We start from the raw sequence: 23,865 nt of genomic DNA, 5'->3' as shown, positions 1-23,865 counted from the left end.
GTACTAATAACAAGTATAAGTATTTCTGGGAGGATATATCATGGAACTATTACAAGGGAAAACATTTGTTGTTATGGGCGTTGCGAACCAAAGAAGTATTGCATGGGGAATAGCTCGCTCTTTGCATAATGCAGGTGCAAAATTAATATTCACATATGCAGGAGAACGTTTAGAAAGAAACGTTCGTGAATTAGCGGACACATTAGAAGGACAAGAATCACTTGTATTACCTTGTGATGTAACGAATGATGAGGAACTTACAGCTTGCTTTGAAACAATTAAACAAGAAGTAGGTACTATTCACGGTGTAGCACATTGTATTGCTTTTGCAAATCGCGATGACTTAAAAGGTGAATTTGTAGATACTTCTCGCGATGGATTTTTACTTGCACAAAATATTAGTGCATTCTCTTTAACAGCTGTAGCAAGAGAAGCAAAAAAAGTAATGACAGAAGGCGGAAATATTTTAACGTTAACATACCTTGGCGGCGAGCGCGTTGTGAAAAATTATAACGTTATGGGTGTTGCGAAAGCTTCATTAGAAGCGAGCGTGAAATATTTAGCGAACGATTTAGGTCAACACGGTATTCGTGTTAACGCTATTTCTGCAGGACCAATTCGTACGTTATCTGCAAAAGGTGTAGGCGATTTCAACTCAATCTTAAGAGAAATTGAGGAGCGCGCACCACTTCGTCGCACAACAACGCAAGAAGAAGTTGGCGATACAGCAGTATTCCTATTCAGTGATTTAGCTCGAGGTGTAACAGGAGAAAACATTCACGTTGATTCAGGGTATCATATCCTAGGATAAATATAATATTAAATTTTAAAGGACAATCTCTAAATGATGAGATTGTCCTTTTTATTTGTTCTGAGAAAGAACGATTTTTAACGAAAGTTCTTATCAGGTGATGAATATAACTATAATAGTACACGATTTATTTAGCTACGTATGGAAGTGGGAGGGACGAGTGTGAAGAATAAAAATAAAAGTTCAACAGTTGGAAAACCGTTGTTATATATCACGCAAGTAAGTTTAGAACTTGCTGCACCGAAAATAAAAAGGATTATCCTGACAAACTTTGAAAATGAAGATCAAAAAGAGAAAAGTAATAGACAAGAAAATATTGTAAGTAGTGCTGTGGAAGAGGTAATAGAACAAGAACAACAAGAAGAGCAGCAAGTGGAAGAAAAAATAGAAGAAAAAGAAGAACACGCAGAACAAGAAGAGCAAGAAGAGCAAGAAGAGCAAGAACCAGAACCAGTAAGAACTGTCCCGTATAATAAATCATTTAAGGATATGAATAATGATGAAAAAATTCATTTTTTACTAAACCGCCCTCATTACATTCCGAAAGTAAGGTGCAGAATAAAAACAGCTACAGTCTCATATGTTGGATCGATCATATCGTATCGAAATGGCATTGTATCTATTATGCCGCAAAATAGTATGAGAGATATTAGGCTGTCTATAGATGATATCCAATCGATTAGTATGGCCGGTTTTTAAATATGTAAAGGTGGTAGAAAGCTTCTACCACCCCAATAGTTTTTTAGTTTACTTTACGATAGAAACGTCGCGTAAGCATTGAATCGCACAGAAACAGCTTAAATCAACAGTAATGCAAGTAGTTGTAGATATTAATCTTGCATTTGGTACAGCTAAAAACGTACAAATTGGATCGTCACCAGGTGGTACCGGAGAACTGTCACCTAAAACTACAGTTAATACACGTAGTACAGCACAGCTATCGTCATCTACACTTTCCACACGGAAAATTGGAGAACGGCAGCTAGTAAGGCTTGATGATGGTGCAAATGCTTCAAAAGGTTCTCCAGTTTTTGTGTATAAAATAAAAGGGCGTGTATTAGCTACTGATGCAGTATTGTGTGCACCTAAGAATGGGATTTCACAACCAGATCCACATGTTGTTGTAGAACAATCTTGTAATTCATTGATGAATTTTACAACGTCAACTACACAATGAGAAGAGCCATGGTGTTTATTTTCGTTACAACTCATTAATGTCACTCCTTATCTTCTTGTTTGTATTTACATTAATAAGATATTGGAGTCGAGGAGATTTGGTCACAATCTCAAGACCTTTTTTTTTAAATAGGCGAAAGAGGATAAGGGAAGGTGGAATCATGCTGTTTACAAGCTGGCTTTTATTTTTTATTTTTGCGTTAGCTGCTTTTAGGCTCACTCGTTTAATTGTTTATGATAAAATTACAGCCTTTTTGCGAAGACCATTTATTGATGAATTAGAGATTACGGAGCCGGATGGAAGTGTATCAACGTTTACAAAAGTGAAAGGTAAAGGATTAAGAAAGTGGATTGGCGAATTGTTAAGCTGTTATTGGTGTACAGGTGTATGGGTTAGTGCTTTTTTATTAGTCTTATATAATTGGATTCCTATCGTTGCAGAACCGTTACTTGCATTATTAGCCATTGCAGGAGCAGCAGCAATCATTGAAACGATTACAGGATATTTTATGGGAGAATAATATATTTTCATAATAAGAGAAAAAGCGGAGTTTAAAAGAATGAGGGAACGGAAATAAAGAGTTGTTCATATAGTAAATAGACAGAATTGACAGTAGAGGAGATGTTTGCTGTGAGCAATAATCCAAGGCAAAATTCATATGACCTGCAGCAGTGGTATCATATACAGCAACAACACCAAGCACAACAACAGGCATATCAAGAACAATTACAACAACAAGGGTTTGTGAAGAAAAAGGGATGCAATTGTGGGAAAAAGAAGAACACAATAAAACAATATGAAGAATGAAACACTCATGCTACTGTGAGTGTTTTTTATTATATATAAAAAGCGGTATTTCTGTATTAGAAATACCGCTTTTTACTAGCTAATTTGTGCAACTGTTAATGCTGCAGCACGAATGTCTACAGTTCCAATTAACTGAACTGGCACAATTTGAATTAAGTCACCAGGATTTAAGTTAATAAGAATAACACCGCTGGATACGTCTACTTCACCAGTACCAATAACGTTAGAACGAACTGCTGTACCTGATCCAGGAATAATATTAGCTGGTGTATTTAATGATAAGAAGAAACGACCAGCTTCTGGTGCAACAGGTGAGTTATCAAGACTAATTGTTAATGTATAACTGATTTGATAAATACCAGCTCGTAGAATTCGAATGCCATCTCCGACACTTACTGTATCATTTATTACAGGAACAGTAATATTTGGGTTTGGACTTACGCTAGGTAATAATAGTGGTGTAAATAGTGAAGCAAACTGAGGTGCAGACGCGTTGAAAGCAAAACCAAAGGCAGGTAGTGTACTAGCTGGCTTCGCCTCGCAATCGATTTTAGTAAATTCGCAATCAGAAGAGAACATGTTTTTCACTCCTTTATCTGTTTCTACTTTCAGTTAATGAAAAGGACAGGTTCTATGTTCTAGACAAGTTCCCAATTTTAAGAAATTTACATAAGAATACTCTTTAAGCATGGATTGGGTGGCAGAATTATCTGCCACCCAATCCATGCTTAACTCATTATTTAGTTTTAAATAGAAACATCGCGTAAGCATTGAATAGCGCAGAAGCAACTTAAATCAACAGTGATGCAAGTGGAGGTTGATATTAGTCTTGCATTTGGTACAGCTAAAAACGTACAGATTGGGTCGTCACCAGGTGGTACAGCGGTACCATCACCTAAAACTACAGTTAATACACGCAATACAGCACAGTCATCATCATCTATACTTTCTACGCGGAAAATGGGAGAACGGCAGCTAGTAAGGCTTGAAGATGGTGCAAATGCTTCAAAAGGTTCTCCAGTTTTTGTGTATAAAATAAAAGGACGTGTATTCGCTACTGATGCATTGTTATGTGCACCTAAAAATGGAACTTCGCAACCAGATCCACATGTTGTCGTTGCACATTCTTGTAGTTCATGTATAAAACGAACAACATTCGATACACAGTTGAAATCACACTCATGTTGATGATCTTCATTACAATTGCAGCTCATTATGTTCACTCCTTCTCGTGAGTTCTGACATACACTATTACAATATGAGTGGAATATGGCTGATATTACGTTAATTCTCACGATAAAAACAAGGAATTTATATAGGAGGGATGTACATAACGTGATATAAAAAAAGACATCCTTATTTAGTGGATGTCTTTTCAGGTAAATCTTTTCGCACAGTATATAAAAAACGAGATATATCTAATTTCTTTCCTCTGAAAAATTGCGGAGAAGAAATATAAAGTTCTTCTTTCGCACGTGTAATGGCGACATACAGTAATCGGCGTTCTTCTTCTAACGCTTCAGAAGTTTCCGTAACACGATCATTTGCATCTTTTAAAGAAGAAGTATGAGGCAGGATTCCATCACTTGCTCCAAGTAAAAAGACACATGGAAATTCAAGGCCTTTTGCGTTATGGATTGACATAAGTGAAACGGCATCTTTTTGCGGCATTGTTTTTAATGCTTCCATTTCTTTTTGACCTTGAATCGCCTCGTCGATAAATTGTAAATAAGCTGGAATATCGGTGAAACGAGTTGCAGACTCCATTAATTCTTCCAACATTTCTTCTTGTATGTCTTTATGCATCGTAAAGGAAGAACGATCGTTACTTTGTAAGTACTCTAAATATTTTCCTTTACCATGAATGATTTCTTTTAATGCTTTTTTCGGTTCTAATTCTTTAATAAACTTAATAAAATCGATGCGCTCATTTACCTTTTTCACTTGAAAAGGTTTTAAGCTTGGATTTAATAGTAAGAAATGAAGAAGAGAAGGGAAGCGTCCCTCACCATATTTCCATTGTTCACGTTCAATAAATGAAATACAATCATCACGTCCGATATACATCGTCGGCAATATGTTTGAAAGTGATTCTAGTCGAAACGGCTCAATCACGAGTCTTAAATGATCTAATACAGGCTTGATTAAAGAATGTTCATAAAATGATTGGCTCGCCCCGTGTTTAATAAACGGGATTTTATGAATGGTAAGCTGATCAAGTAACGAACGACTTACAGAATGTGTGCGATACAGTAAACAAAAATCTTTAAAGTTACGTTCACCACTCTCTACTTTTTCTTGAATAAGCTGCAAAATTTGATTTGCTTCGTCAAGAGTCGTAGCAGGTCTTGCATAAAAAGGTTGTACACCTTCCTCACGAACAGAGTATAGCTCTTTATCAAAACGTTCTTGATTTAATTTTATAACTTCATTTCCAAGCCCGACGATAAAGGGATTGGATCGATAATTCGTATTTAGTGCAATGATTGTTGTGTTATCAAATTCTTTTGGAAAAGATAAAATAATTTGGTGACTTGCTCCTCGCCAGCCGTATATCGCCTGGTCGTCATCACCTGCGATAAATAAATTATTTCTTGGCGTGGCTAACAATTTTACGATTTCATATTGTGCATACGATGTATCTTGAAACTCATCTACTTCAATGTAGTGAAACCGTTGTTGTAATTGAGTTAGTAAAGGAGCATTATTTTCTAACATATAATATGTTTCCAATAAGATGTCATCGAAATCAATATAATTGTATCTTTGTTTTACCTCTTCAAAACGTTCGTATACTTCTTTAAATTCTTGTTCGACTGGTGTTTTCGCTTTTACATCTTTCGGACGATTTAATTTGTTTTTCTCAAGTGAAATCATCGCGAGCATCGTTTCCGCATCATAATCGTCTTTTAAACGCAATTCTTTTAAGATTTTCTTTATCATAATTTGTTTATGTTTTTCATTTGCTAAAATTTGCTGATTATACCCTTGGCTACGAAGCAATTTTAAGAAAACAGAGTGGAATGTACCAGCAACTACGTAGCTACTTGCTGCATGATTCATGCCTGGTAACTTCGCAACACGACTTCGTATTTCTTCAGCTGCTTTTTGTGTAAATGTAAGTAATAAAATATTTCGTGGATGAACTTGTTTTACATTTACTAAATAACCAACGCGAGTTGTTAAAACAGATGTTTTCCCGCTTCCGGCACCAGCTAGTGTAAGAACAGGACCTTCTGTTGTGCGCACGGCTTCTAATTGTTTTTCGTTTAAAAAAACATTTTGTTGTTCAAGAGCGCGGAAATAAGCCGCATCTACATCTTCTTCCATAATTAAATGGGTAGATGTTTTCGGAATATGATATGTCGCACGCGGAATATCAGCGTGTGTTAACGATTTTTGTGAAAATTTTTCTTGTGTCATATGTTCACCTTCAAAACTATAGCATCAACATTTAACTTTAGCGGAAGAAAAAGAAAATAGCAATGTAAAAAAACAGGAGGGGTCACCTCCTGCTTTCAAATTACAATTCTTTTATCATTACGACGTGCGGGATATTTGCTTCCATAAATACATCAGAACTTGTTACATATCCAAGTTTTTTATAGAAATCTTCAGCATGTGTTTGAGCGTGAAGTTTCAATTTTGGTAGCGAATTTTCTTTTGCATACGCTTCAAGCGAATCCATAACAATTTTTCCAATCCCTTTTTTGCGATGGGAATTTAGCACGCAAATGCGTTCCATTTTTCCTATACCATCAAGGATGCGAAAACGTCCAGCACCAACTGGAACATCATTGTCATATATAACAACGTGTGTTGAAGTTTCTTCAAACTCATCGTACTCTTCTTCAGCAGAGACATGTTGTTCATTTACAAACACTTGTTTACGTACAGAGAATGCATCTCTTAGTTGTTCGTCCGTTTGTACAATCTGTGCGTGCAAATTAGTTGTTCCCCTTTCCAAGACGGAATGTTTCGTGTACAGTCCATGTTCCATTTTCTAATTGATATAGAAGATGGAAACGATCAATTGGTTGTTCGTAATAGAAATCTTTCATACGTAATCGGCCCAACACATCAGCATGCTCTGCATCTGATAAGCCTTGTCCGATTGTTAAATGAGGTACGAAAGCATATTCGCGTTCTTGCGTGAATAACCCGCTATGCATTTCTTCATTTAAGAAAGTAAGTTCAGGTGTTTTTTCTACTTTAAAGTAAAGGACGTTATTAACAGGTGCGAAAGAACCAACTTTCCCAACATGAAGGGTGAAAGGGTTCGTTTTACTTGCGATTGTATGTAACTCGTTTACAATCGACTCTAATTGTTCATCTTGCGCCTCAAAGGGTGTTTTCAATGTAATATGTGGCGGAACTAATGCGTAGTGCGGGTCATAACGTTTACGCAATCCGTTCGCTTTATCTTGAATCATTTTAGATGGAAAAATTACAATGCCTAATTTCATGTTCCAATTCCTCCCTTTGTAAGTCTAGTTAGATTTTGAGATAAATAAATCTCTTTATCTATTATATCAAATTATTCTGAATACTGCTCTCTATTATTTCATTGATAGAATATGAGAGAAGGCTTTCGGTAAATCAGTCTGCCAATATTTCCAAGTATGATTGCCTTCAAATTCCTCGTAATGCGTGATGAAGTTTCTATCTGTAAGAAGCGTATTTAACTCACGGTTCGGCCCTACGAAATCAGATACTTGTCCATCAGTACGCTTTACAGCCGTTTCTTCTGTACCGATGACGTGATACAGTTCTAACGCCTGTGGATCTTTGAATTCTTTTGCTAAGTTCATCACTGTCTCATCCACAAATGGTGATTGCATAACGACTTTACCGAATGTATGCGGATACATAAGTGCAGTCATAAAGGAAACTGTTCCGCCAAGAGAATCACCAATTAAAACACGACCTTTTCCCATTTGATACGTTGGATAATTTTCATCAATATATGGTGCAAGTTCATGAGCAAGGAAACGAATATATGCAGCATTTTTCACTTCATTTGGGAAATATTTTTCTTTACGATCATGTACATTTTTATATGGAATACCGACAATAATTGTACGGTCAATTTCTTCGGTTTCACGAAGGCGCTCAATTACACGGTGCGCTTTACCGAGCTGAAAATAATCTCTACCATCTTGTGCAATTACAACTGTATGTTTGTGCAGTGGTGTGTAATTTACTGGTAAATAAACGAGAAGTGTAACATCTTCTTGAAGTGATGCGCTATAAAATGAAATTTCTTCAATTCTCCCTATTGTTTGACTCATGTAGATCCCCCTAAATAAAAATTTACTGTAACGATTGTAAGAGCGACGCTTGTAGTGAAAAGGAAAGAAATATTCACTAATTGGTGCCTTAATTTCTATTTTACCATAATGGTACGAAGAATCTAAAAAATTAGTATTTAAGTTACGAAAGAAAACGGATATAATGAAGTGGGATTTTTGACAGGTGAGAGGGGAGACAGGATTTGAAACAAGAAAAATCAATCGCACTACCATTGGCTATTTCTATAATTGCCATTTCCTTTGCAGCAGTTTTTGTAAAGATGTCCTCAGCACCATCTTCAATATTAAGTATGTACCGCTTATGGATTATCGTACTTATTATGCTGCCTATCGTATGGAAAAAAAGAGAGGAATTTAATAGGATTCAAATGAAAGATTGGGGCTTTTTAATTGGATCTGGTTTCTTTTTAGCACTTCATTTTCTTTTATGGTTTGAATCTTTAAAGCATACAACAGTTGCTAGTTCAACAATTATTTTGGCGCTTCAACCAATCGTATCTTTAGTTGGAGGTTTTTTTCTATTTAAAGAAAGAACAACATATTCAGCCATTGCAACGATGGGAATCGCTATTTTAGGAGTAATGTGCATTGGTTGGGGAGATTTAGGTTTAAGTAAGCAAGCAATTTATGGTGACATATTATCCTTTCTAAGTGTAATAGCGGTTGTCGGTTATTTATTTATCGGGCAAACGACAGTGAAGAAAGTATCGCACTGGATTTATAGCTTTACAGTCTTTGCGTTCGCAGGTCTTTTTATGGGGATTTATAATGTCATATTACAAATACCCTTTACAGGTTATACGAAGTGGGATTGGACTGTTTTTCTTTTACTTGCGGTTGTGCCGACAGTGTCACATGTAATTAATAACTGGCTATTAAATTATGTAAATGCAACGACAATTTCAATGAGTATTTTAGGAGAACCTGTTGGAGCATCTATACTTGCGTTCTTCTTACTTGGAGAAAAATTAAATGCAATGCAAATTATCGGTAGCATGCTCGTATTGTTTGGTGTATCTGTATTCTTACTGCAGCAACAAAAACGTACAGCAAAAAACGTCGTAAACGAGCCGGTGTATACACAGGAATTATAGTGTTAGGGGAGAAAAGAGAAGTTGTGATACTTCTCTTTTTGTTTTATAGAAATACGGGTGTAGAAGGGGGAGGAAAATGGAAGAAATATTAAAGAAGTATATGAATGGATTTACAACACTAAGTGAAGAAGAGCAGCAAATGATCCTCAGTGAATTACAAATTGAAGAATATAAAAAAGGAACAGTGCTCCTAAGACAAGGAAATGTTCCGTTAAAATGTTATTTTGTATTAAAAGGATGCGTTAGGCAACATAGTATAGATGAAGCAGGGAAAGAAGTTACATCAAATTTTTATACAGAAGAACAGGCAATTTCGAATTTCAACCATCATAAACAAGATAAATCTTCATCATATACGTTAACGTGTTTAGAAGATTGTACTGTAGTTGTTGGTGATCTACATAGTGAAAAGGACATGTATAATAAGTATTCACAATTAGAAGAAATGACGCGTAAAATGATCGAGTACAATTTCGGTGAAGTACAAGATGGACTTGCTGTATTTATCTCATCGACACCAGAAGAGCGATATAAAACATTGTTACGAAAACGCCCGTATTTAATTCATCGCGTTCCACAATATCAGCTAGCAAGCTATCTTGGCATGACACCAGAATCATTAAGTAGAATTAAGAAACGGCTTAATTAGAGTGTTTACCACCTTTCAATAGTAGCCATATCGCAAGTCCTAATTCACCTGCAATCATAGGTAATTGGAATAGTGATTGCATGATTGAAATCATTGTATCGTATTGTGTAAACATTGTATTCATGACGTGAATTAGCATATAACCGGTAGCAGCAATGAACAGCAGTATACTAATAAACTTTGGTATCTGTTTAGAGAGAAAAGCTACATAGCCTAAAACGAAAAGATGCAATCCAAAAATGATCAATCCTACAGACCAAATGTATTCGAATGCACTGAGAAACAACATTGTATATGTTTCTGGATTTGCAATTGTATTTTTTGAAAGCAATAATGCCAATATTAGATTGAATATAGCAATCCCAAGTACAGCTGTATACATAAGACGAAGCAAAGCGGCTAGTAATGAGAGGCTAGTATGAATTGGTTTTAGAAAGAAATAAAGAGCCCACGCAGCGACAATATCAGTGATAAAAATGATAATCCACCCAAAAACTTCCGCTTTGAAAAGTGAATTTGAAGTTTGGATATTATGGAATGTTGTACTCGCATCTCCTTGTATAACGAGGTTTCCATGAACAAAACCGTAAGAGAAAAATGCAATGAATGCCATAACAAGAAGAGATGTGCTAGCAAATAAGGCGTACTTTCGTTCAGTCATAATACGTCCTCCTTTTCTAATATTGTTTTCATTGTAATAGGGAAGAGGAGGAGATTCATTGACTTAAATCAAGAGAGGGAAAGTTTAGTGGAATTTCCATCAAAAAAAGATGTATGGTTATATCCAAGTTTTTTATTAACCTTGTAAAAAGTAAAAACTCAAATATTGAAATCAAGTAAAAGAGTGGCTATGAAGCCACTCTTTTACTTTGGATTTGTCATATAAGGTTGTACATGAATGACACATAGGTCACGAAATTTGCCTTCAGCAGTTGTGACAATTACGACTGCTTTACCTGCACTTTTTCCAGTAATCGTCACGGTGTCACCTTTTGGATATATGGTGATGATATCAGAATTCATATTTGACCAAATAAGCTCTTTATTCGTTGCTTGTATTGGTAAAATGGAAGCTGATAACACAATGTTTTGTCCTGTTTTTATTTTTAATTTATGTTTTTCCATATGAACACCGATGACTGAAATAACAGAAGGAGCAATTGAAATTTTAGGCGGGTTAGGTTGCATGTTTAAACAAGACGCAGAAGTATTTGTGATAGGTGAAAATTTTCGTGTTTGTTGTTGCTGGAAAGCTGCTAACATGTTGGAGTCCCCTTTCTGTATAAGTGCTGATACTCATACTATAAAGGAGTAGTGTTATGTTAAATTTAACGAAACATAAAGAATTTGTTAAATTTGATAAGAAGATTGTCGAACTGTAAAAAATCTCTGCTGTTATGATAACAGCAGAGATTTTTTTATAAATTATGACGATGTTGTTTTTCGAAATCCTCAAATTGCTCTTCAACTTCTTTTGAAGGTTGTGTTAGTAAACTAATAATTACGATGGCTAGTAAACTAATAGCGAAACCTGGAATCATTTCATATAAGAAATCTTTTAAGAATTTGAATTGAGTCCATATAATAACAGTAGCGGCACCAGAAATCATACCGGCAAGTGCGCCCCATTTCGTCATACGTTTCCAATATAAGCTTAATAAAATAGCAGGTCCAAATGAAGAACCGAACCCAGCCCAAGCGTATCCAACAAGAGCTAAAATTGTATCATTTTGTTTAAACGCTAAAGCGCATCCAACTAATGCAATAACAAGTACAGCCATACGACCGACAAATACAAGCTCTTTATCAGAGGCAGAGCGTTTAAAGAATGTACGATATAAGTCTTCCGTTACTGCACTTGAAGTAACAAGTAACTGAGATGAGATTGTACTCATAATCGCTGCTAAAATAGCGGCTAATAAGAATCCAGTAATAAGTGGATGGAATAAAATTTTTCCTAGTTCAAGGAAAATTGTTTCTGGGTTAGATAATGTTAACTCTTGTTGTGAATAGTAAGCAATACCGATAAGACCAGTAAACATAGCTCCGACAACAGAGAAAATCATCCAGCTCATACCAATTCTTCGTGCGCTTTTCAGTTCTTTTACGGACGAAATCGCCATAAAGCGTACGATAATATGAGGTTGTCCAACATAACCAAGCCCCCATGCGAATAAAGAAATCATTCCTAAAGTAGAGGCCCCTTTAAAAATATCTAGACGTGTTGGATCTACAGATCGAATTGTATCAAATGCAGGTCCAAGTCCGTTCGAATTCATAATTGTTACGATAGGAACAAGAATAAGAGCGACCACCATAATGATTCCTTGTACGAAGTCTGTCCAACTTACTGCTAAGAAACCACCAAATAATGTGTAAGCGACAACAACGCCTGCAACAATGAATAATCCAACATGATAGTTCATGCCAAATGAATTTTCAAATAATACAGCGCCTGAAACTAATCCTGAAGCTACATAAAAAGTAAAGAAAATCATAATAACAAGTCCGGATACTAAACGTAGCATATGAGATTTGTCGTGGAAACGGTGTTCCAAAAATTCTGGAATAGTAATAGAGTTGTTTGCAATTTCTGAGTAGGTACGTAAGCGAGGAGCGACATAAAGCCAGTTTGCATATGCGCCTAGTGTTAGGCCGATCGCAATCCAACTACTACTTAATCCAACGCTAAACATTGCACCGGGTAATCCCATTAAAAGCCAACCACTCATATCGGATGCTCCAGCACTTAATGCTGTTACTGCGGGGCCTAGTGTACGCCCGCCAAGCATATAATCTGTTAAGTTGGACGTTCGTTTGTAGGCGAAATAGCCGATTACTAACATCCCGAGCATGTAAATAGAGATAGAAGTTAAAGTTAACATCTGCGTACTCATGTAGTTCCCCTTTCTTTTGTCAGGTCTTTTGATGCGTTATGCATATTTATCCCGCATTAACGGGTAGCAAAACTCCCACCTTAAAATTGGCTGGGCAAGGAAGTTAGGTGGGAGATCAACTGTCCGTAAATGCCCGATTGGTTCAACTAATAATCAGTGGGGATGAACACCCCCCTACTGATTAAAGTTTCACTTTATAATCTATCATGATTATTCTGAAAAATCCATATAGAAATACGAATTTTCAGAAATGTAAGCGTTTTTTGATGTCATTTTACTTTTTTAATATATAATATTCATACAAAAAACCTTATTTTTAATAGAGTATTTATTATATTTACATAAAAAGAGGTTGTTTTGTCAATATAATATTGAAAGGAAAGAAAAATAAAATTTTTAAAAAAGTATTGACTTGTGAAAAAAGTCAGGTCTATAATGAGTGCAACTTAAAAAAATGCAAGCGTTGATGAAGAAGAGTACACATGATGAACATGTCAGAGAGCTGATGGTTGGTGCGAATCAGTATGGAATTGATGTGGAATGGGCTTCGGAGCTTCCAAACCGAAACGAAAGAAGTAGGCTTTGGCGACATGATCTCATCGATACAAGAGACACGTATTGTTTTTGATACGGTAAAGTGCGTTACATTTGTAACGAATTAAGGTGGCACCACGGGAGTACCCGTCCTTTCTATAGGATGAGTACTCCCTTTTTGTGTATAAAAAATTAAATAAATGAAATCGTTTAAGTAAGAAGAGTACGTATATTGGAGACGTTACAGAGAGCCGGGAATAGGTGGGAGCCCGGTACGGTGCCATATACGGAATGGGCTTACGAGAGGTATGCTGAACAATTATTTTTAGTAGGCAACCCGGGTTCCGCCGTTACAAGGATAAGGTATAAAATTTGTACCTGAACAAAGCGGGATGCTTTTGCATCCAACACGAGGTGGTACCGCGGTATATTTATCGTCCTCTACATATTTTCGATATGTAGGGGACTTTTTTATTTTTCAGAGTGAGGTGAAGGACATGATGACGAAAGAAGAATTTATAAAACAAAAAAGAGAGAGAAAGACATTTTTAGTAATTACTGAAGAAGAAGGAGATAGCATTACGCCAATTTCTTTATATAGACGTATGAAAGGAAAGAAGAAATTTTTATTAGAAAGTTCACAGCTTCATCAAGATAAAGGGCGTTATTCTTACTTAGGATGTAATCCTTATGGAGAAGTAAAAAGCGTTGGTACGGAAGTAGAACGAACGATTTTCGGCCGGGCAGAAAAGTTACAAGGTAACGTACTACAAGTGTTAGAAGAAATAATCGCACCATCACAAGTAGACAGCCCATTTCCATTTTGCGGAGGAGCAGTTGGTTATATTGGATATGATGTCATTCGGCAGTATGAAAACATTGGAGCGGATTTACACGACCCATTAAATATTCCGGAAGTACACCTCTTACTATATCGTGAGTTTATCGTTTACGATCATTTACGCCAAAGGTTGTCGTTTGTATATGTATGCAGGGAAGATGATTCAGCAGATTATGAGGAAGTATACGAAAGGCTACGAGTATACAAAGAGGAAGTGCTACAAGGAGAAGAAACTGAAGTAAATGCAATACAATCCACATTATCATTCACTTCTTCTATAACGGAAAAAGAGTTTTGTGAGATGGTAGAAATGGCGAAAGAATATATAAGAGCGGGAGACATATTCCAAGTTGTACTGTCACAGCGTTTACAAAGTGAATGTATTGGTGATCCATTCGCGTTATATCGAAAACTTCGAATTGCAAATCCATCACCATATATGTTCTATATCGATTTTCAAGATTATGTTGTACTCGGTTCCTCGCCGGAAAGTTTACTATCAGTAAGGGAGGATAAAGTGATGACGAATCCAATTGCTGGTACAAGGCCGAGGGGGAAAACGAAGAGGGAAGATGAGGAAATCGCAAAAGAACTGTTAGGCAATGAGAAAGAGCGAGCAGAGCATATGATGCTTGTAGATCTTGGGCGAAACGATATTGGTAGAGTGAGTGAAATCGGCTCGGTTACGATAGATAAATATATGAAAGTAGAAAAATATTCTCACGTTATGCACATTGTATCCGAAGTTTACGGAACATTGCAAAAACAAATGGGCGGATTTGATGCGTTAGCGTATTGCTTACCAGCAGGGACGGTTTCTGGAGCTCCGAAAATTAGAGCGATGGAAATTATAAATGAACTAGAAAATGAAAAAAGAAATGTATACGCTGGTGCAGTTGGATACGTTAGTTTTTCAGGAAATCTTGATATGGCGCTCGCCATTCGAACGATGGTCGTAAAGGATGAAAAAGCATATGTTCAGGCAGGAGCAGGAGTCGTTTACGATTCAGATCCAGTAGCTGAATATGAAGAAACATTAAATAAAGCGAGAGCGCTTTTGGAGGTAATGAAATGATTGTACTTATCGATAATTACGATTCGTTCACATATAACTTGTATCAACTGTTAGGCGAACATGAAGAAGAAATTGTAGTTGTAAGAAATGATGAAATAACGATAGAACAGTTAGAAGAGGTGAATCCAAGAGGAATTGTACTTTCACCAGGACCAGGAAAACCAGAGGATGCTGGCATTTGTATCGACGTCATCCGTCATTTTTATAAGAACGTTCCCATATTAGGGATTTGTCTTGGCCACCAAGCGATCATAGCTGCATTTGGAGGAGACATTGTTAGAGCAGAATGTATTAAACATGGAAAAACATCGCGTGTGAAACATAACGGAACGTCAATCTTTTCATACGCTACCCAGCCGCTAACGGCAATGCGCTATCATTCCCTTGTTGCAGAGCAAACGAGCTTGCCAGAGTGTTTTGACATATTAGCGACAGCGATGGACGACGGAGAGATAATGGCAGTCCGTCACAATTATTATCCGCTCTTCGGATTACAGTTTCATCCGGAATCAATCGCAACAGAAGAAGGCGGAAAGTTAATACGTGCCTTTTTAACAGAAATAAAAGAGGAGGAAAGAGTATGAATAACTATCTTCGTAAATTAGTGGAGGGTCAACATTTAACAGAAGAGGAAATGTATAAAGCAGGACTACTTTTATTAAGTGAAAACATATTAGAAAGTGAAATTGCAGCTTTCTTAGTCTTACTGAAAGCGAAAGGTGAAACTGCAGAAGAAATATACGGTCTCGTTCAAGCTCTTCGCGAAAAGGCATTGCCGTTTTCGAACCATATACAAGGAGCAATGGACAATTGCGGGACGGGTGGTGACGGTGCTCAAACGTTTAATATTAGCACAACATCAGCATTCGTACTGGCAGGAGCAGGTGTAAAGGTTGCAAAACATGGTAATCGTGCTGTTTCTAGTAAAACAGGAAGTGCAGACTTATTAGAAGAACTAGGTGTAAATATTAGTAGTACGCCAAACGAAATTGATTATTTACTAGAGCATGTGGGCATTGCATTTTTATTTGCACCAGTGATGCATCCAGCACTAAGGCGCATTATGAAAATAAGAAAAGAGTTAAACGTGCCGACGATCTTTAATTTAATTGGTCCTTTAACAAATCCAGTGAATTTAGAAACACAATTTGTCGGTATTTATAAACGAGATATGTTATTACCAGTTGCAGAAGTATTACAAAAGTTAGGCCGGAAACAAGCGCTTGTCGTAAATGGAAGTGGTTTTTTAGATGAAGCGTCATTACAAGGGGAAAATCACGTAGTCCTTTTAAAAGATAATGAAATAGTAGAAATGAGTATTGATCCAGAAAAGTATGGTTTTTCAAGAGTGAAAAATGAAGAAATTAGAGGGGGGAATTCAAAAGAAAATGCAAAGATTACGCTTGAAGTATTGAGCGGAGAAAAGAGTGTTTATCGTGATACAGTTTTATTAAATGCAGGTCTAGCTCTTTTCGCAAATGGAAAAACGGAAACGATTGAAGAAGGAATTAAACTCGCGGCACATAGCATTGACTCTGGAAAAGCATTAACCAAATTAAACTTATTAATTGCAGCAAGCAATGAAAAATTAGAAAGGGTGAACTAAAGTGGGGACGATTTTAGATGAAATTGTAGAACAGAAGAAAAAGGAAGTTGCGGAGTTGTATGAAATATATACACCAGTAAAAACAAAAAGAAAGACACATTCACTTGTAGAAGCGTTACAGCAGTTTACTGTCATTGCAGAAGTAAAGCGAGCATCACCATCAAAAGGAGATATCAATTTACACGTTGACGTACGAAAACAAGTGGGAACATATGAGAAATGTGGTGCAGGAACAGTATCTGTTTTAACAGATGGTCAATTTTTTAAAGGGTCGTTTCACGATTTACAAACAGCAAGAGAAGAAAGTAACATTCCGCTTTTATGTAAAGATTTCATAATCGATAAGATTCAAATTGATAGAGCATATGAAGCGGGAGCAGATATTATTTTACTAATTGTAGCAGCGTTAACGAAAGAGAAGTTAAAAGAGTTGTATAGCTACGTGTTAGAAAAAGGATTGGAAGCGATTGTTGAAGTTCATGATGAACAGGAATTAGAAACTGCGATTGTATTAAATCCGCACGTTATTGGCATTAATAATCGTAATTTAAAAACGTTCGAAGTAGATTTAAGCCAAACTGAAAAGCTTGGAAAAAGATTGAATGAGGAGAAACTACTTTGGATTAGTGAAAGTGGCATTCATTCAAAAGAAGATATTATTCGTGTTAAAAGAGCTGGGGCCAAAGGTGTATTAGTTGGAGAGGCGCTTATGACATCATCTTCTATTAGTAGTTTTTTTGAAGATTGTAAGGTGAATATATGAAAGTGAAAATTTGCGGCATCACTGATGTGGAAACAGCGAAAAGTGCGTGCGAATACGGCGCAGATGCACTCGGATTTGTTTTTGCAGAAAGTAAACGGAAAATCACTCCAAAGAGAGCGAAAGAAATCATTCAGGAGCTTCCAGCCAACGTGTTAAAAATCGGTGTTTTCGTAAATGAATCAGTAGAAGTGATCCAGAAAATTGCAGATAAGTGTGGGTTAACACATGTACAACTACATGGGGATGAAGACAATTACCAAATTAGAAGACTGAATATTCTGTGTATAAAGTCGCTAGGAGTAACTTCAGAGAGGGATATGAAAAACGCTCAAAGGTATGAAACGGATTATATATTATTTGATAGCCCGAAAGAAAAGTTTCATGGAGGAAATGGAAAGACATTTTCATGGGAACTACTTGGGCATATGCCAAAAGAATTGCGAAAGAAAACGATATTAGCTGGTGGATTAAACGCTCTTAATATAGAAGAAGCAATTCGAACTGTTCGGCCATACATGGTCGATGTGAGCAGCGGAGTAGAGACAGAAGGAAAGAAAGATGTAGAGAAAATAAAACAATTTATTATAAAAGCGAAGGAGTGTTCCAAATGAACTACGCATATCCAGATGAAAAAGGACATTACGGTATATACGGAGGACGATACGTTCCAGAAACGTTAATGCAATCTGTACTAGAACTAGAAGAAGCATATAAAGAAGCGATGCAAGATGAAGCATTTCAAAAGGAATTAAATCATTATTTAAAAACGTACGTCGGAAGAGAAACACCGCTTTATTTCGCTGAAAATCTGACGAAGTATTGCGGAGGTGCAAAGATTTATTTAAAACGTGAAGATTTGAACCATACAGGAGCTCATAAAATTAACAATACAATCGGTCAGGCACTACTTGCAGTGCGAATGGGCAAGAAAAAAGTTGTCGCTGAAACAGGAGCTGGACAACACGGAGTTGCAACAGCTACTGTATGTGCTCTTCTCGGATTAGAATGCGTCATTTTTATGGGAGAAGAAGATGTAAGACGTCAAAAATTAAATGTGTTCCGAATGGAATTACTCGGAGCGAAAGTAGAAAGTGTAGCGGCAGGTAGTGGTACATTAAAAGATGCGGTAAACGAGGCGCTTCGTTACTGGGTTTCACATGTGCATGATACGCACTACATTATGGGATCTGTTCTCGGACCACATCCATTCCCGCAAATTGTACGTGATTTCCAAAGTGTAATTGGAAATGAAACGAAAAAACAATATGAGGCGTTAGAAGGAAAGTTACCAGAAGCAGTCGTTGCTTGTATTGGCGGTGGCAGTAATGCGATGGGAATGTTTTATCCATTTGTACATGATGAAGAAGTTGCTCTTTACGGCGTAGAAGCAGCTGGAAAAGGCGTTCATACAGAAAAGCATGCAGCAACTTTAACGAAAGGAAGCGTTGGCGTTCTCCACGGATCACTGATGTATCTTCTGCAAAACGAAGAAGGACAAATTCAAGAAGCACACTCTATTTCAGCAGGACTTGATTATCCAGGTGTTGGTCCAGAACATAGCTTGCTAAAAGATATTGGCCGCGTTTCTTATCAGTCGATAACAGACGAAGAAGCATTAGAAGCATTTCAATTATTAACGAAAAAAGAAGGCATTATCCCGGCGTTAGAAAGCTCGCATGCTGTCGCATACGCATTAAAATTAGCTCCGAAAATGAAGGAAGATGAAGGACTTGTTATTTGTTTATCTGGCCGTGGTGATAAAGATGTAGAGAGTATAAAACGTTATATGGAAGAGGTGTAAAAAATGGGAGTAGAAAAAATTAAAGCAGCGTTTGAAAATGGCAAGAAAGCATTTATTCCGTACGTAATGGGCGGAGATGGTGGCCTTGAAAAATTAAAAGAAAGAATTCGTTTTCTAGATGAGGCTGGAGCAAGCATCGTTGAAATTGGTATTCCGTTTTCAGATCCAGTCGCAGATGGCCCAACGATTCAAAGAGCAGGAAAGCGAGCGCTAGAGAGCGGCGTAACATTAAAAGGCATTTTTCAAGCGTTAGCAGAGGTAAGGAAAGAAGTACAAATGCCCTTTGTTCTTATGACATATTTAAATCCGGTACTTGCATTCGGAAAAGAGAGATTCATCGAGAACTGTATAGAAGCAGGTGTAGACGGCATCATCGTTCCGGACTTACCGTATGAAGAACAAAATATTATTGCGCCGTTACTTCGAGAGGCAAACATTGCGCTCATTCCACTCGTTACCGTAACGAGTCCTATTGAAAGAATTGAAAAAATTACGAGTGAATCAGAAGGGTTCGTTTATGCTGTTACAGTAGCGGGCGTAACGGGAGTACGTCAAAACTTTAAAGAGGAGATTCATAGTTACTTAGAAAAAGTAAAATCACACGTCAACTTACCAGTAGTCGCTGGATTCGGCATCTCAACAAAAGAACATGTAGAAGAAATGGTTACAATATGCGACGGAGTTGTCGTTGGAAGTAAGATCATTGAGCTTTTAGAAAATGAAAAGCGAGAAGAAATATGTGAATTAATATATGCAACAAAACAAAAAGAAGAGGCGTAGTCTCTTCTTTTTGTTTTGCGTAATAAATGTTAAAATATACAGAAAATACATATAATTTAGAGGGTGAGAAGGCATGCTAAGACGTAAACTACTATATCTTCTTTTAACTGTACCGCTATACGCTTGGCTCATTAGCATGACGAAAATAGAGTTGATGGCTCTATTTTTAGGATATGTATTTATCTTTTCCAACTTAAATCGCATTCAAGAACAGTCTATTTTAGAAATATGTCTATTTTCGATTAGTATAGAATTATTTAGTATCGTTTCGATTGTATTATTAAACGAATTATTTCTACGGATTCATTCATTTACATTAATGAAATTTTGGAATATTGCATTGCAAGCAATATGTACTTACATTGTGTTTGTTGTGTTGAAAAAAATAATCGGACAGCAGACAGTTTTTCAGGATAATAGAAAATGGGAGTGAATGAAAAGGGGCCGTTTGGCTCCTTTTTTAAATCTGTTTTAAAAACAATTGAAAATTACAACATCTGTTATATAATAGTTAAAAATTGTATTTTAAATGAAATGAGATGATAATATGGCCATATTGTTGGCACTTATCCCAATTATGATGATTTTCATTTGTTTATTTTTATTTAAACAAACGTCATTAAGGTCTTCGTTAATTTCTTATGCTGTGTCTGTTGGAATCGTTTTACTCTCGCCAACGTTTCAATTAGGGATAAGTGAAACTGTACACGCAACGATTAAAGGATGGTTAATTTGTTTTATTGTAGGGTACGTTTTATTTTTCGGTATTTTTTTATTTCACCTCATGAACAAAATGGGGTACATCGATCAAGTAGCACGTTTTCTAGAAGAAGTTACTCAGGATCGCTTATTACAAATGCTGCTTATGTGTTTTGGCATTTGCCCGCTTATTGAATCAGTAAGTGGATTCGGTATCGGCTTCATGGTTGCAGCACCTATTTTTCTTTCACTAGGATATAAACCATTTCAAGCTGTACTGCTCTCATTCATCGGCTTACTAGCTAGTTCATGGGGCGCAATGGCAACTGGTACGATTATCGGTTCGCAGCTAATAAATATGCCTCTTACAACACTTGGTACAAATACAGCGCTATTAAGTATTCCGATGTTTGCTTACTTTGTTATTCTTTCTTTACACGTTGTTGGCGGCTGGCAAGCGGTTATAGAAAAGTGGAAAGAAGGAGTAGGATTCTTTCTATTATTTTCTCTCGGAATCTATCTTTCTAATGCGTACGTAAGTGTTGAACTAGCCGGGATATTAAGTTCTATCGTTACGATTACATTTGGCTTTCTTATCATTAAATTAAAAGGAAAAAGTGGGCAAAATCTTATAACAGAACATGCGGCTGCAACGGAGAGAGAAGTATCCATTATAAAAATTATTAGCCCTTATATATTTCTAACAGTTTGTATTTTACTTTCTCGCCTCGTTCCAGCATTACATGATTTGTTCAGATCATATGCGGTTCTTGATTTGAAATCATACTCTTACAAACTAGAGTTACTATATTCACCAGGATTTTGGCTCGGTATGACTTGCTTATTTACTATTATTTTCTTCCGCATCCCGTCTAATATTATTAAACAATCACTCTCGCAAACGATCAAACAATGGATTCCTTTTGCGATTACGACGACAATGTTTATCGCCATTTCAGAACTAATGGGTGCATCAGGCATGCATTCATTACTCGCAAAGACAGCTGGTGATACATTTGGAACATTTTTCGTTTTCGTTGCTCCGTTTATTGGCGCTATTGGTGGATTTTTAACAGGTAGTAACGCAGGATCAAATGCAATGTTTATAAAACTACAAATGCAAACCGCACAAAACGTAGCACTCCCGTGGCAATATGTCACAACCCTTCAAAACACTGCATCATCAGTAGCGACAATCGCTTGTCCATCACGGATTACATTAGGTGCTTACTTATGTAATATCCCTTACCGTGAAAATGAACTATTAAAGAAGACGACGTTAATGATCTTTGGTGCGGTTTTACTTGTAGTGGTAGAGGTTATTGTTTGGTATATGTTGAGAAATTAAAAATCCTCCTAACATAGGAGGATTTTTTTTATGAGTGGATAATGATTTAAATATGAATAGCTGCTACTAAATGAATAGGAGATGAAATGTATGCCCCTAAAAAACTACGGTGTGTTAAAAGGTACAGTTATACAATCAAAGATTGGAAAAGGGAAAACACCTCATTATCAAGTTCATTTACAGGGCGAGACAGGAGTAGATTATCGTATTGCAATTAACGTAAAATCGCAAAGTTATCCGTCGGAAGTTTTATATTTTGCGAGTAACAATATTAGGTCAGAGGCGATTCATATTTTACCGACATTACCATTCGGTTTTACAGAAATAAAAAACAATGAACCGAAAGTAGCTTTAGATTATGTAAGAGGAAATCTATTTGACTCAAAACAAATGATTCCTTTGCCTCCCGAAAAAGCAGGAGCAGATAATGATTTAAATGAAAAAATAGAACGTTATATAAAACGAGCGATAGAAGAAAAAGCAATTATTTACGCATTTGGCGAAAGATGGGGACCAGAAGAAAATACACCAGATTCCTATTTTCATTTCAAACCAGGAAACGGTATACATGATATTCACATGAATCAAGGGAATGTAGAAAAATGGCAAGGTGATGATGGCATATGGCAAGACGGAGGAATACTCATTCACTTCGAGAAGGAAGAAGAATGGATTGGTATCTTTCTTGCATTCCAATCACAGTCATGGTGTACCGATGAAGAGGGGCATGCTCGTGTTCCGGTTGAGCATTGTGATTATAAGGGGAATAATTAATAAGAAGAGGGCGTTCAAAAAGAACGCCCTCTTCTTATTTTATAAAACCCAAAACTTACAAGTGTAGAAATACAAGAGAAAAGCAGTGCTACACTAGAAAACGCAATGAGATACATATTATATTTCATAACCTGTCCAAGTAGCTGGTTACTGTCGTATTGAAACAGTCCCGCGATGATGTTGAATAAAAATAAAACGATAAACATGACGATAACTCCGTCTATTGATCCTTTAATGTCTGGTTTACTTAAAGCGATATGTGCGGAAATGCAAATGGCGATAAATAAAAATAACCAAAAGGAAGGATTCAATAAATTACCGATTGTAAATAAGCTTTTCAATAATACAAACGTCGACAAGAGCATGTTTTGGATCATTTCTATATTAATAGAGGTAGAAGCAATCGTTTTTTCGAGAGTTGTATTAAATAAAAAATATGATTCTGGTACGAAATAGCGCATTAAAAGGATTAGTGCAGTAATACCAGAAATAATAGGCCCAATGCCGATGAAGAAATTCCCAATCCGTTGATACACACTTTTTTGATTGTATTGATGTTGTACGTAACCTAAAGCCCCTTGACTTGTATCTGTCGGGAAGAACTGCGTTGCTACAATCTTATGACGGAACAGCACGCACATAATGGCATGTCCAAGTTCGTGAATCGGAACACCAATCCAAGCCGTTAATAGGAATCCTTTTCTTCCGAAAGCTCTCGACCAATACATGCGTGTGAGAGATTCTAAATAGCCTAATAGAAATCCAATTACAATGATAACGCCAATTAAAGATAATAATTGGATTACGCTTGTAAGGAGTATTTGAAAAATTGAGTTTACCAATTCCATTGCCAGTCATCCAATCTGTTAAAAATATTATTTATTCTGTTTCATAATA

27 protein-coding genes and 2 other annotated features are annotated in these 23,865 nt (G+C 36.5%); of the genes, 16 read left to right on the top strand and 11 right to left on the bottom strand.

What is annotated here, in order from left to right:
- Positions 1-40: 40 nt before the first annotated feature.
- Positions 41-811 (top strand): enoyl-ACP reductase FabI, encoded by a 771-nt coding sequence (gene fabI, locus GBN91_RS09440; RefSeq protein WP_000421886.1) that lies wholly within the window; start codon positions 41-43, stop codon positions 809-811.
- A gap of 141 nt (positions 812-952) precedes the next feature.
- The gene (locus GBN91_RS09435; RefSeq protein WP_076876595.1) at positions 953-1,510 is read left to right on the top strand and encodes a spore coat CotO family protein; all 558 of its coding nucleotides are present in this window, start codon (positions 953-955) and stop codon (positions 1,508-1,510) included.
- A 48-nt stretch (positions 1,511-1,558) separates the two neighbouring features.
- On the opposite strand, the gene exsY is transcribed toward GBN91_RS09435, so the two are convergent.
- The gene (gene exsY, locus GBN91_RS09430; protein WP_001277744.1) at positions 1,559-2,023 is read right to left on the bottom strand and encodes an exosporium assembly protein ExsY; all 465 of its coding nucleotides are present in this window, start codon (positions 2,021-2,023) and stop codon (positions 1,559-1,561) included.
- Between the two features lie 125 nt (positions 2,024-2,148).
- On the opposite strand from exsY, the gene GBN91_RS09425 reads away from it, so the two are divergent.
- Positions 2,149-2,508: a DUF1360 domain-containing protein gene (locus tag GBN91_RS09425; protein WP_000899662.1), complete on the top strand. Its 360-nt coding sequence runs from the start codon at positions 2,149-2,151 to the stop codon at positions 2,506-2,508.
- A gap of 101 nt (positions 2,509-2,609) precedes the next feature.
- Positions 2,610-2,795 (top strand): hypothetical protein, encoded by a 186-nt coding sequence (locus GBN91_RS09420; protein ID WP_029948404.1) that lies wholly within the window; start codon positions 2,610-2,612, stop codon positions 2,793-2,795.
- Between the two features lie 75 nt (positions 2,796-2,870).
- Here the strand turns inward: GBN91_RS09420 and exsF are convergent, their stop codons facing one another.
- The 6 genes from exsF to GBN91_RS09390 form a co-directional block, all read right to left on the bottom strand.
- Complete coding sequence (exsF, locus tag GBN91_RS09415) at positions 2,871-3,374, bottom strand: exosporium protein ExsF (RefSeq protein ID WP_000492939.1); 504 nt, start codon at positions 3,372-3,374, stop codon at positions 2,871-2,873.
- A gap of 167 nt (positions 3,375-3,541) precedes the next feature.
- Entirely contained in the window at positions 3,542-4,009 is a 468-nt protein-coding gene (gene cotY / locus GBN91_RS09410) for a spore coat protein CotY (protein WP_001277719.1), read from the bottom strand.
- A 142-nt stretch (positions 4,010-4,151) separates the two neighbouring features.
- Complete coding sequence (locus tag GBN91_RS09405) at positions 4,152-6,218, bottom strand: ATP-dependent helicase (RefSeq protein WP_000191204.1); 2,067 nt, start codon at positions 6,216-6,218, stop codon at positions 4,152-4,154.
- Between the two features lie 100 nt (positions 6,219-6,318).
- Entirely contained in the window at positions 6,319-6,741 is a 423-nt protein-coding gene (locus tag GBN91_RS09400; protein ID WP_086389268.1) for a GNAT family N-acetyltransferase, read from the bottom strand.
- Position 6,742: 1 nt separating this feature from the next.
- On the bottom strand, positions 6,743-7,261 hold the full coding sequence (locus GBN91_RS09395) for a YjcG family protein (RefSeq protein ID WP_000765863.1): 519 nt from the start codon (positions 7,259-7,261) through the stop codon (positions 6,743-6,745).
- A gap of 93 nt (positions 7,262-7,354) precedes the next feature.
- Entirely contained in the window at positions 7,355-8,086 is a 732-nt protein-coding gene (locus GBN91_RS09390; protein WP_000084013.1) for an alpha/beta hydrolase, read from the bottom strand.
- 203 nt (positions 8,087-8,289) lie between these two features.
- Here GBN91_RS09390 and GBN91_RS09385 point away from each other — a divergent pair, with 203 nt between their 5' ends.
- Entirely contained in the window at positions 8,290-9,201 is a 912-nt protein-coding gene (locus GBN91_RS09385) for a DMT family transporter (RefSeq protein WP_152121408.1), read from the top strand.
- A gap of 76 nt (positions 9,202-9,277) precedes the next feature.
- Positions 9,278-9,850 carry a Crp/Fnr family transcriptional regulator gene (locus GBN91_RS09380; RefSeq protein WP_152121407.1) on the top strand — a complete coding sequence of 191 codons (573 nt, stop codon included), beginning with the start codon at positions 9,278-9,280 and terminating at the stop codon, positions 9,848-9,850.
- Here the strand turns inward: GBN91_RS09380 and GBN91_RS09375 are convergent.
- The 3 genes from GBN91_RS09375 to putP form a co-directional block, all read right to left on the bottom strand.
- Positions 9,843-10,511: a DUF4386 domain-containing protein gene (locus GBN91_RS09375; protein ID WP_152121406.1), complete on the bottom strand. Its 669-nt coding sequence runs from the start codon at positions 10,509-10,511 to the stop codon at positions 9,843-9,845. The genes GBN91_RS09380 and GBN91_RS09375 overlap by 8 nt on opposite strands.
- Before the next feature lie 203 nt (positions 10,512-10,714).
- Complete coding sequence (locus GBN91_RS09370; RefSeq protein ID WP_000878734.1) at positions 10,715-11,113, bottom strand: Ig-like domain-containing protein; 399 nt, start codon at positions 11,111-11,113, stop codon at positions 10,715-10,717.
- A 155-nt stretch (positions 11,114-11,268) separates the two neighbouring features.
- Complete coding sequence (gene putP, locus GBN91_RS09365) at positions 11,269-12,747, bottom strand: sodium/proline symporter PutP (protein ID WP_000107209.1); 1,479 nt, start codon at positions 12,745-12,747, stop codon at positions 11,269-11,271.
- A gap of 454 nt (positions 12,748-13,201) precedes the next feature.
- Positions 13,202-13,439, top strand: a binding site (T-box leader).
- A 42-nt stretch (positions 13,440-13,481) separates the two neighbouring features.
- Positions 13,482-13,726, top strand: a binding site (T-box leader).
- A 52-nt stretch (positions 13,727-13,778) separates the two neighbouring features.
- Between putP and trpE the strand changes: the two genes are divergently transcribed.
- The 10 genes from trpE to GBN91_RS09315 all read left to right on the top strand — a co-directional run bounded on the left by trpE (position 13,779) and on the right by GBN91_RS09315 (position 22,968).
- The gene (gene trpE, locus GBN91_RS09360) at positions 13,779-15,197 is read left to right on the top strand and encodes an anthranilate synthase component I (RefSeq protein WP_152121405.1); all 1,419 of its coding nucleotides are present in this window, start codon (positions 13,779-13,781) and stop codon (positions 15,195-15,197) included.
- Positions 15,194-15,781, top strand: coding sequence for an aminodeoxychorismate/anthranilate synthase component II (locus tag GBN91_RS09355; protein WP_000636322.1), 588 nt, complete (start codon positions 15,194-15,196; stop codon positions 15,779-15,781). Before trpE ends, GBN91_RS09355 begins: the two co-directional genes overlap by 4 nt.
- A complete protein-coding gene (gene trpD / locus GBN91_RS09350) occupies positions 15,778-16,803 on the top strand; it encodes an anthranilate phosphoribosyltransferase (protein ID WP_152121404.1) in 1,026 nt (341 codons plus the stop codon). The genes GBN91_RS09355 and trpD overlap by 4 nt, the downstream gene beginning before the upstream one ends.
- Before the next feature lies 1 nt (position 16,804).
- The gene (gene trpC, locus GBN91_RS09345; protein ID WP_000536676.1) at positions 16,805-17,566 is read left to right on the top strand and encodes an indole-3-glycerol phosphate synthase TrpC; all 762 of its coding nucleotides are present in this window, start codon (positions 16,805-16,807) and stop codon (positions 17,564-17,566) included.
- Complete coding sequence (locus GBN91_RS09340) at positions 17,563-18,177, top strand: phosphoribosylanthranilate isomerase (RefSeq protein ID WP_152121403.1); 615 nt, start codon at positions 17,563-17,565, stop codon at positions 18,175-18,177. Before trpC ends, GBN91_RS09340 begins: the two co-directional genes overlap by 4 nt.
- On the top strand, positions 18,174-19,367 hold the full coding sequence (gene trpB / locus GBN91_RS09335) for a tryptophan synthase subunit beta (protein WP_152121402.1): 1,194 nt from the start codon (positions 18,174-18,176) through the stop codon (positions 19,365-19,367). The genes GBN91_RS09340 and trpB overlap by 4 nt, the downstream gene beginning before the upstream one ends.
- Before the next feature lie 3 nt (positions 19,368-19,370).
- Positions 19,371-20,147, top strand: a complete 777-nt coding sequence (gene trpA / locus GBN91_RS09330) for a tryptophan synthase subunit alpha (RefSeq protein ID WP_078993529.1) — start codon at positions 19,371-19,373, stop codon at positions 20,145-20,147.
- Between the two features lie 73 nt (positions 20,148-20,220).
- Positions 20,221-20,580, top strand: coding sequence for a DUF4029 domain-containing protein (locus GBN91_RS09325; protein ID WP_000946150.1), 360 nt, complete (start codon positions 20,221-20,223; stop codon positions 20,578-20,580).
- 114 nt (positions 20,581-20,694) lie between these two features.
- A complete protein-coding gene (locus GBN91_RS09320; protein ID WP_000996262.1) occupies positions 20,695-22,194 on the top strand; it encodes an L-lactate permease in 1,500 nt (499 codons plus the stop codon).
- A gap of 90 nt (positions 22,195-22,284) precedes the next feature.
- Positions 22,285-22,968: a DUF2278 family protein gene (locus GBN91_RS09315; protein ID WP_001128608.1), complete on the top strand. Its 684-nt coding sequence runs from the start codon at positions 22,285-22,287 to the stop codon at positions 22,966-22,968.
- Positions 22,969-22,982: 14 nt separating this feature from the next.
- Here the strand turns inward: GBN91_RS09315 and GBN91_RS09310 are convergent, their stop codons facing one another.
- The gene (locus GBN91_RS09310) at positions 22,983-23,816 is read right to left on the bottom strand and encodes a hypothetical protein (RefSeq protein ID WP_000424525.1); all 834 of its coding nucleotides are present in this window, start codon (positions 23,814-23,816) and stop codon (positions 22,983-22,985) included.
- Positions 23,817-23,865: the final 49 nt, after the last annotated feature.

This window comes from Bacillus sp. B1-WWTP-T-0.5-Post-4 (assembly GCF_009183795.1).
In the GTDB taxonomy this organism is placed as follows: domain Bacteria; phylum Bacillota; class Bacilli; order Bacillales; family Bacillaceae_G; genus Bacillus_A; species Bacillus_A cereus.
This window is presented reverse-complemented; position numbering and strand designations above follow the sequence as displayed.

Excerpts from the sequence above, each read along its gene's own strand:
- fabI (WP_000421886.1), top strand. The coding sequence starts at position 41 with ATGGAACTATTACAAGGGAAAACATTTGTTGTTATGGGCGTTGCGAAC.
- GBN91_RS09435 (WP_076876595.1), top strand. The coding sequence starts at position 953 with ATGGAAGTGGGAGGGACGAGTGTGAAGAATAAAAATAAAAGTTCAACA.
- exsY (WP_001277744.1), bottom strand. The coding sequence starts at position 2,023 with ATGAGTTGTAACGAAAATAAACACCATGGCTCTTCTCATTGTGTAGTT.
- GBN91_RS09425 (WP_000899662.1), top strand. The coding sequence starts at position 2,149 with ATGCTGTTTACAAGCTGGCTTTTATTTTTTATTTTTGCGTTAGCTGCT.
- GBN91_RS09420 (WP_029948404.1), top strand. The coding sequence starts at position 2,610 with ATGTTTGCTGTGAGCAATAATCCAAGGCAAAATTCATATGACCTGCAG.
- exsF (WP_000492939.1), bottom strand. The coding sequence starts at position 3,374 with ATGTTCTCTTCTGATTGCGAATTTACTAAAATCGATTGCGAGGCGAAG.
- cotY (WP_001277719.1), bottom strand. The coding sequence starts at position 4,009 with ATGAGCTGCAATTGTAATGAAGATCATCAACATGAGTGTGATTTCAAC.
- GBN91_RS09405 (WP_000191204.1), bottom strand. The coding sequence starts at position 6,218 with ATGACACAAGAAAAATTTTCACAAAAATCGTTAACACACGCTGATATT.
- GBN91_RS09395 (WP_000765863.1), bottom strand. The coding sequence starts at position 7,261 with ATGAAATTAGGCATTGTAATTTTTCCATCTAAAATGATTCAAGATAAA.
- GBN91_RS09390 (WP_000084013.1), bottom strand. The coding sequence starts at position 8,086 with ATGAGTCAAACAATAGGGAGAATTGAAGAAATTTCATTTTATAGCGCA.
- GBN91_RS09380 (WP_152121407.1), top strand. The coding sequence starts at position 9,278 with ATGGAAGAAATATTAAAGAAGTATATGAATGGATTTACAACACTAAGT.
- GBN91_RS09375 (WP_152121406.1), bottom strand. The coding sequence starts at position 10,511 with ATGACTGAACGAAAGTACGCCTTATTTGCTAGCACATCTCTTCTTGTT.
- GBN91_RS09370 (WP_000878734.1), bottom strand. The coding sequence starts at position 11,113 with ATGTTAGCAGCTTTCCAGCAACAACAAACACGAAAATTTTCACCTATC.
- putP (WP_000107209.1), bottom strand. The coding sequence starts at position 12,747 with ATGAGTACGCAGATGTTAACTTTAACTTCTATCTCTATTTACATGCTC.
- trpE (WP_152121405.1), top strand. The coding sequence starts at position 13,779 with ATGATGACGAAAGAAGAATTTATAAAACAAAAAAGAGAGAGAAAGACA.
- GBN91_RS09355 (WP_000636322.1), top strand. The coding sequence starts at position 15,194 with ATGATTGTACTTATCGATAATTACGATTCGTTCACATATAACTTGTAT.
- trpD (WP_152121404.1), top strand. The coding sequence starts at position 15,778 with ATGAATAACTATCTTCGTAAATTAGTGGAGGGTCAACATTTAACAGAA.
- GBN91_RS09340 (WP_152121403.1), top strand. The coding sequence starts at position 17,563 with ATGAAAGTGAAAATTTGCGGCATCACTGATGTGGAAACAGCGAAAAGT.
- trpB (WP_152121402.1), top strand. The coding sequence starts at position 18,174 with ATGAACTACGCATATCCAGATGAAAAAGGACATTACGGTATATACGGA.
- trpA (WP_078993529.1), top strand. The coding sequence starts at position 19,371 with ATGGGAGTAGAAAAAATTAAAGCAGCGTTTGAAAATGGCAAGAAAGCA.
- GBN91_RS09325 (WP_000946150.1), top strand. The coding sequence starts at position 20,221 with ATGCTAAGACGTAAACTACTATATCTTCTTTTAACTGTACCGCTATAC.
- GBN91_RS09320 (WP_000996262.1), top strand. The coding sequence starts at position 20,695 with ATGGCCATATTGTTGGCACTTATCCCAATTATGATGATTTTCATTTGT.
- GBN91_RS09315 (WP_001128608.1), top strand. The coding sequence starts at position 22,285 with ATGCCCCTAAAAAACTACGGTGTGTTAAAAGGTACAGTTATACAATCA.
- GBN91_RS09310 (WP_000424525.1), bottom strand. The coding sequence starts at position 23,816 with ATGGAATTGGTAAACTCAATTTTTCAAATACTCCTTACAAGCGTAATC.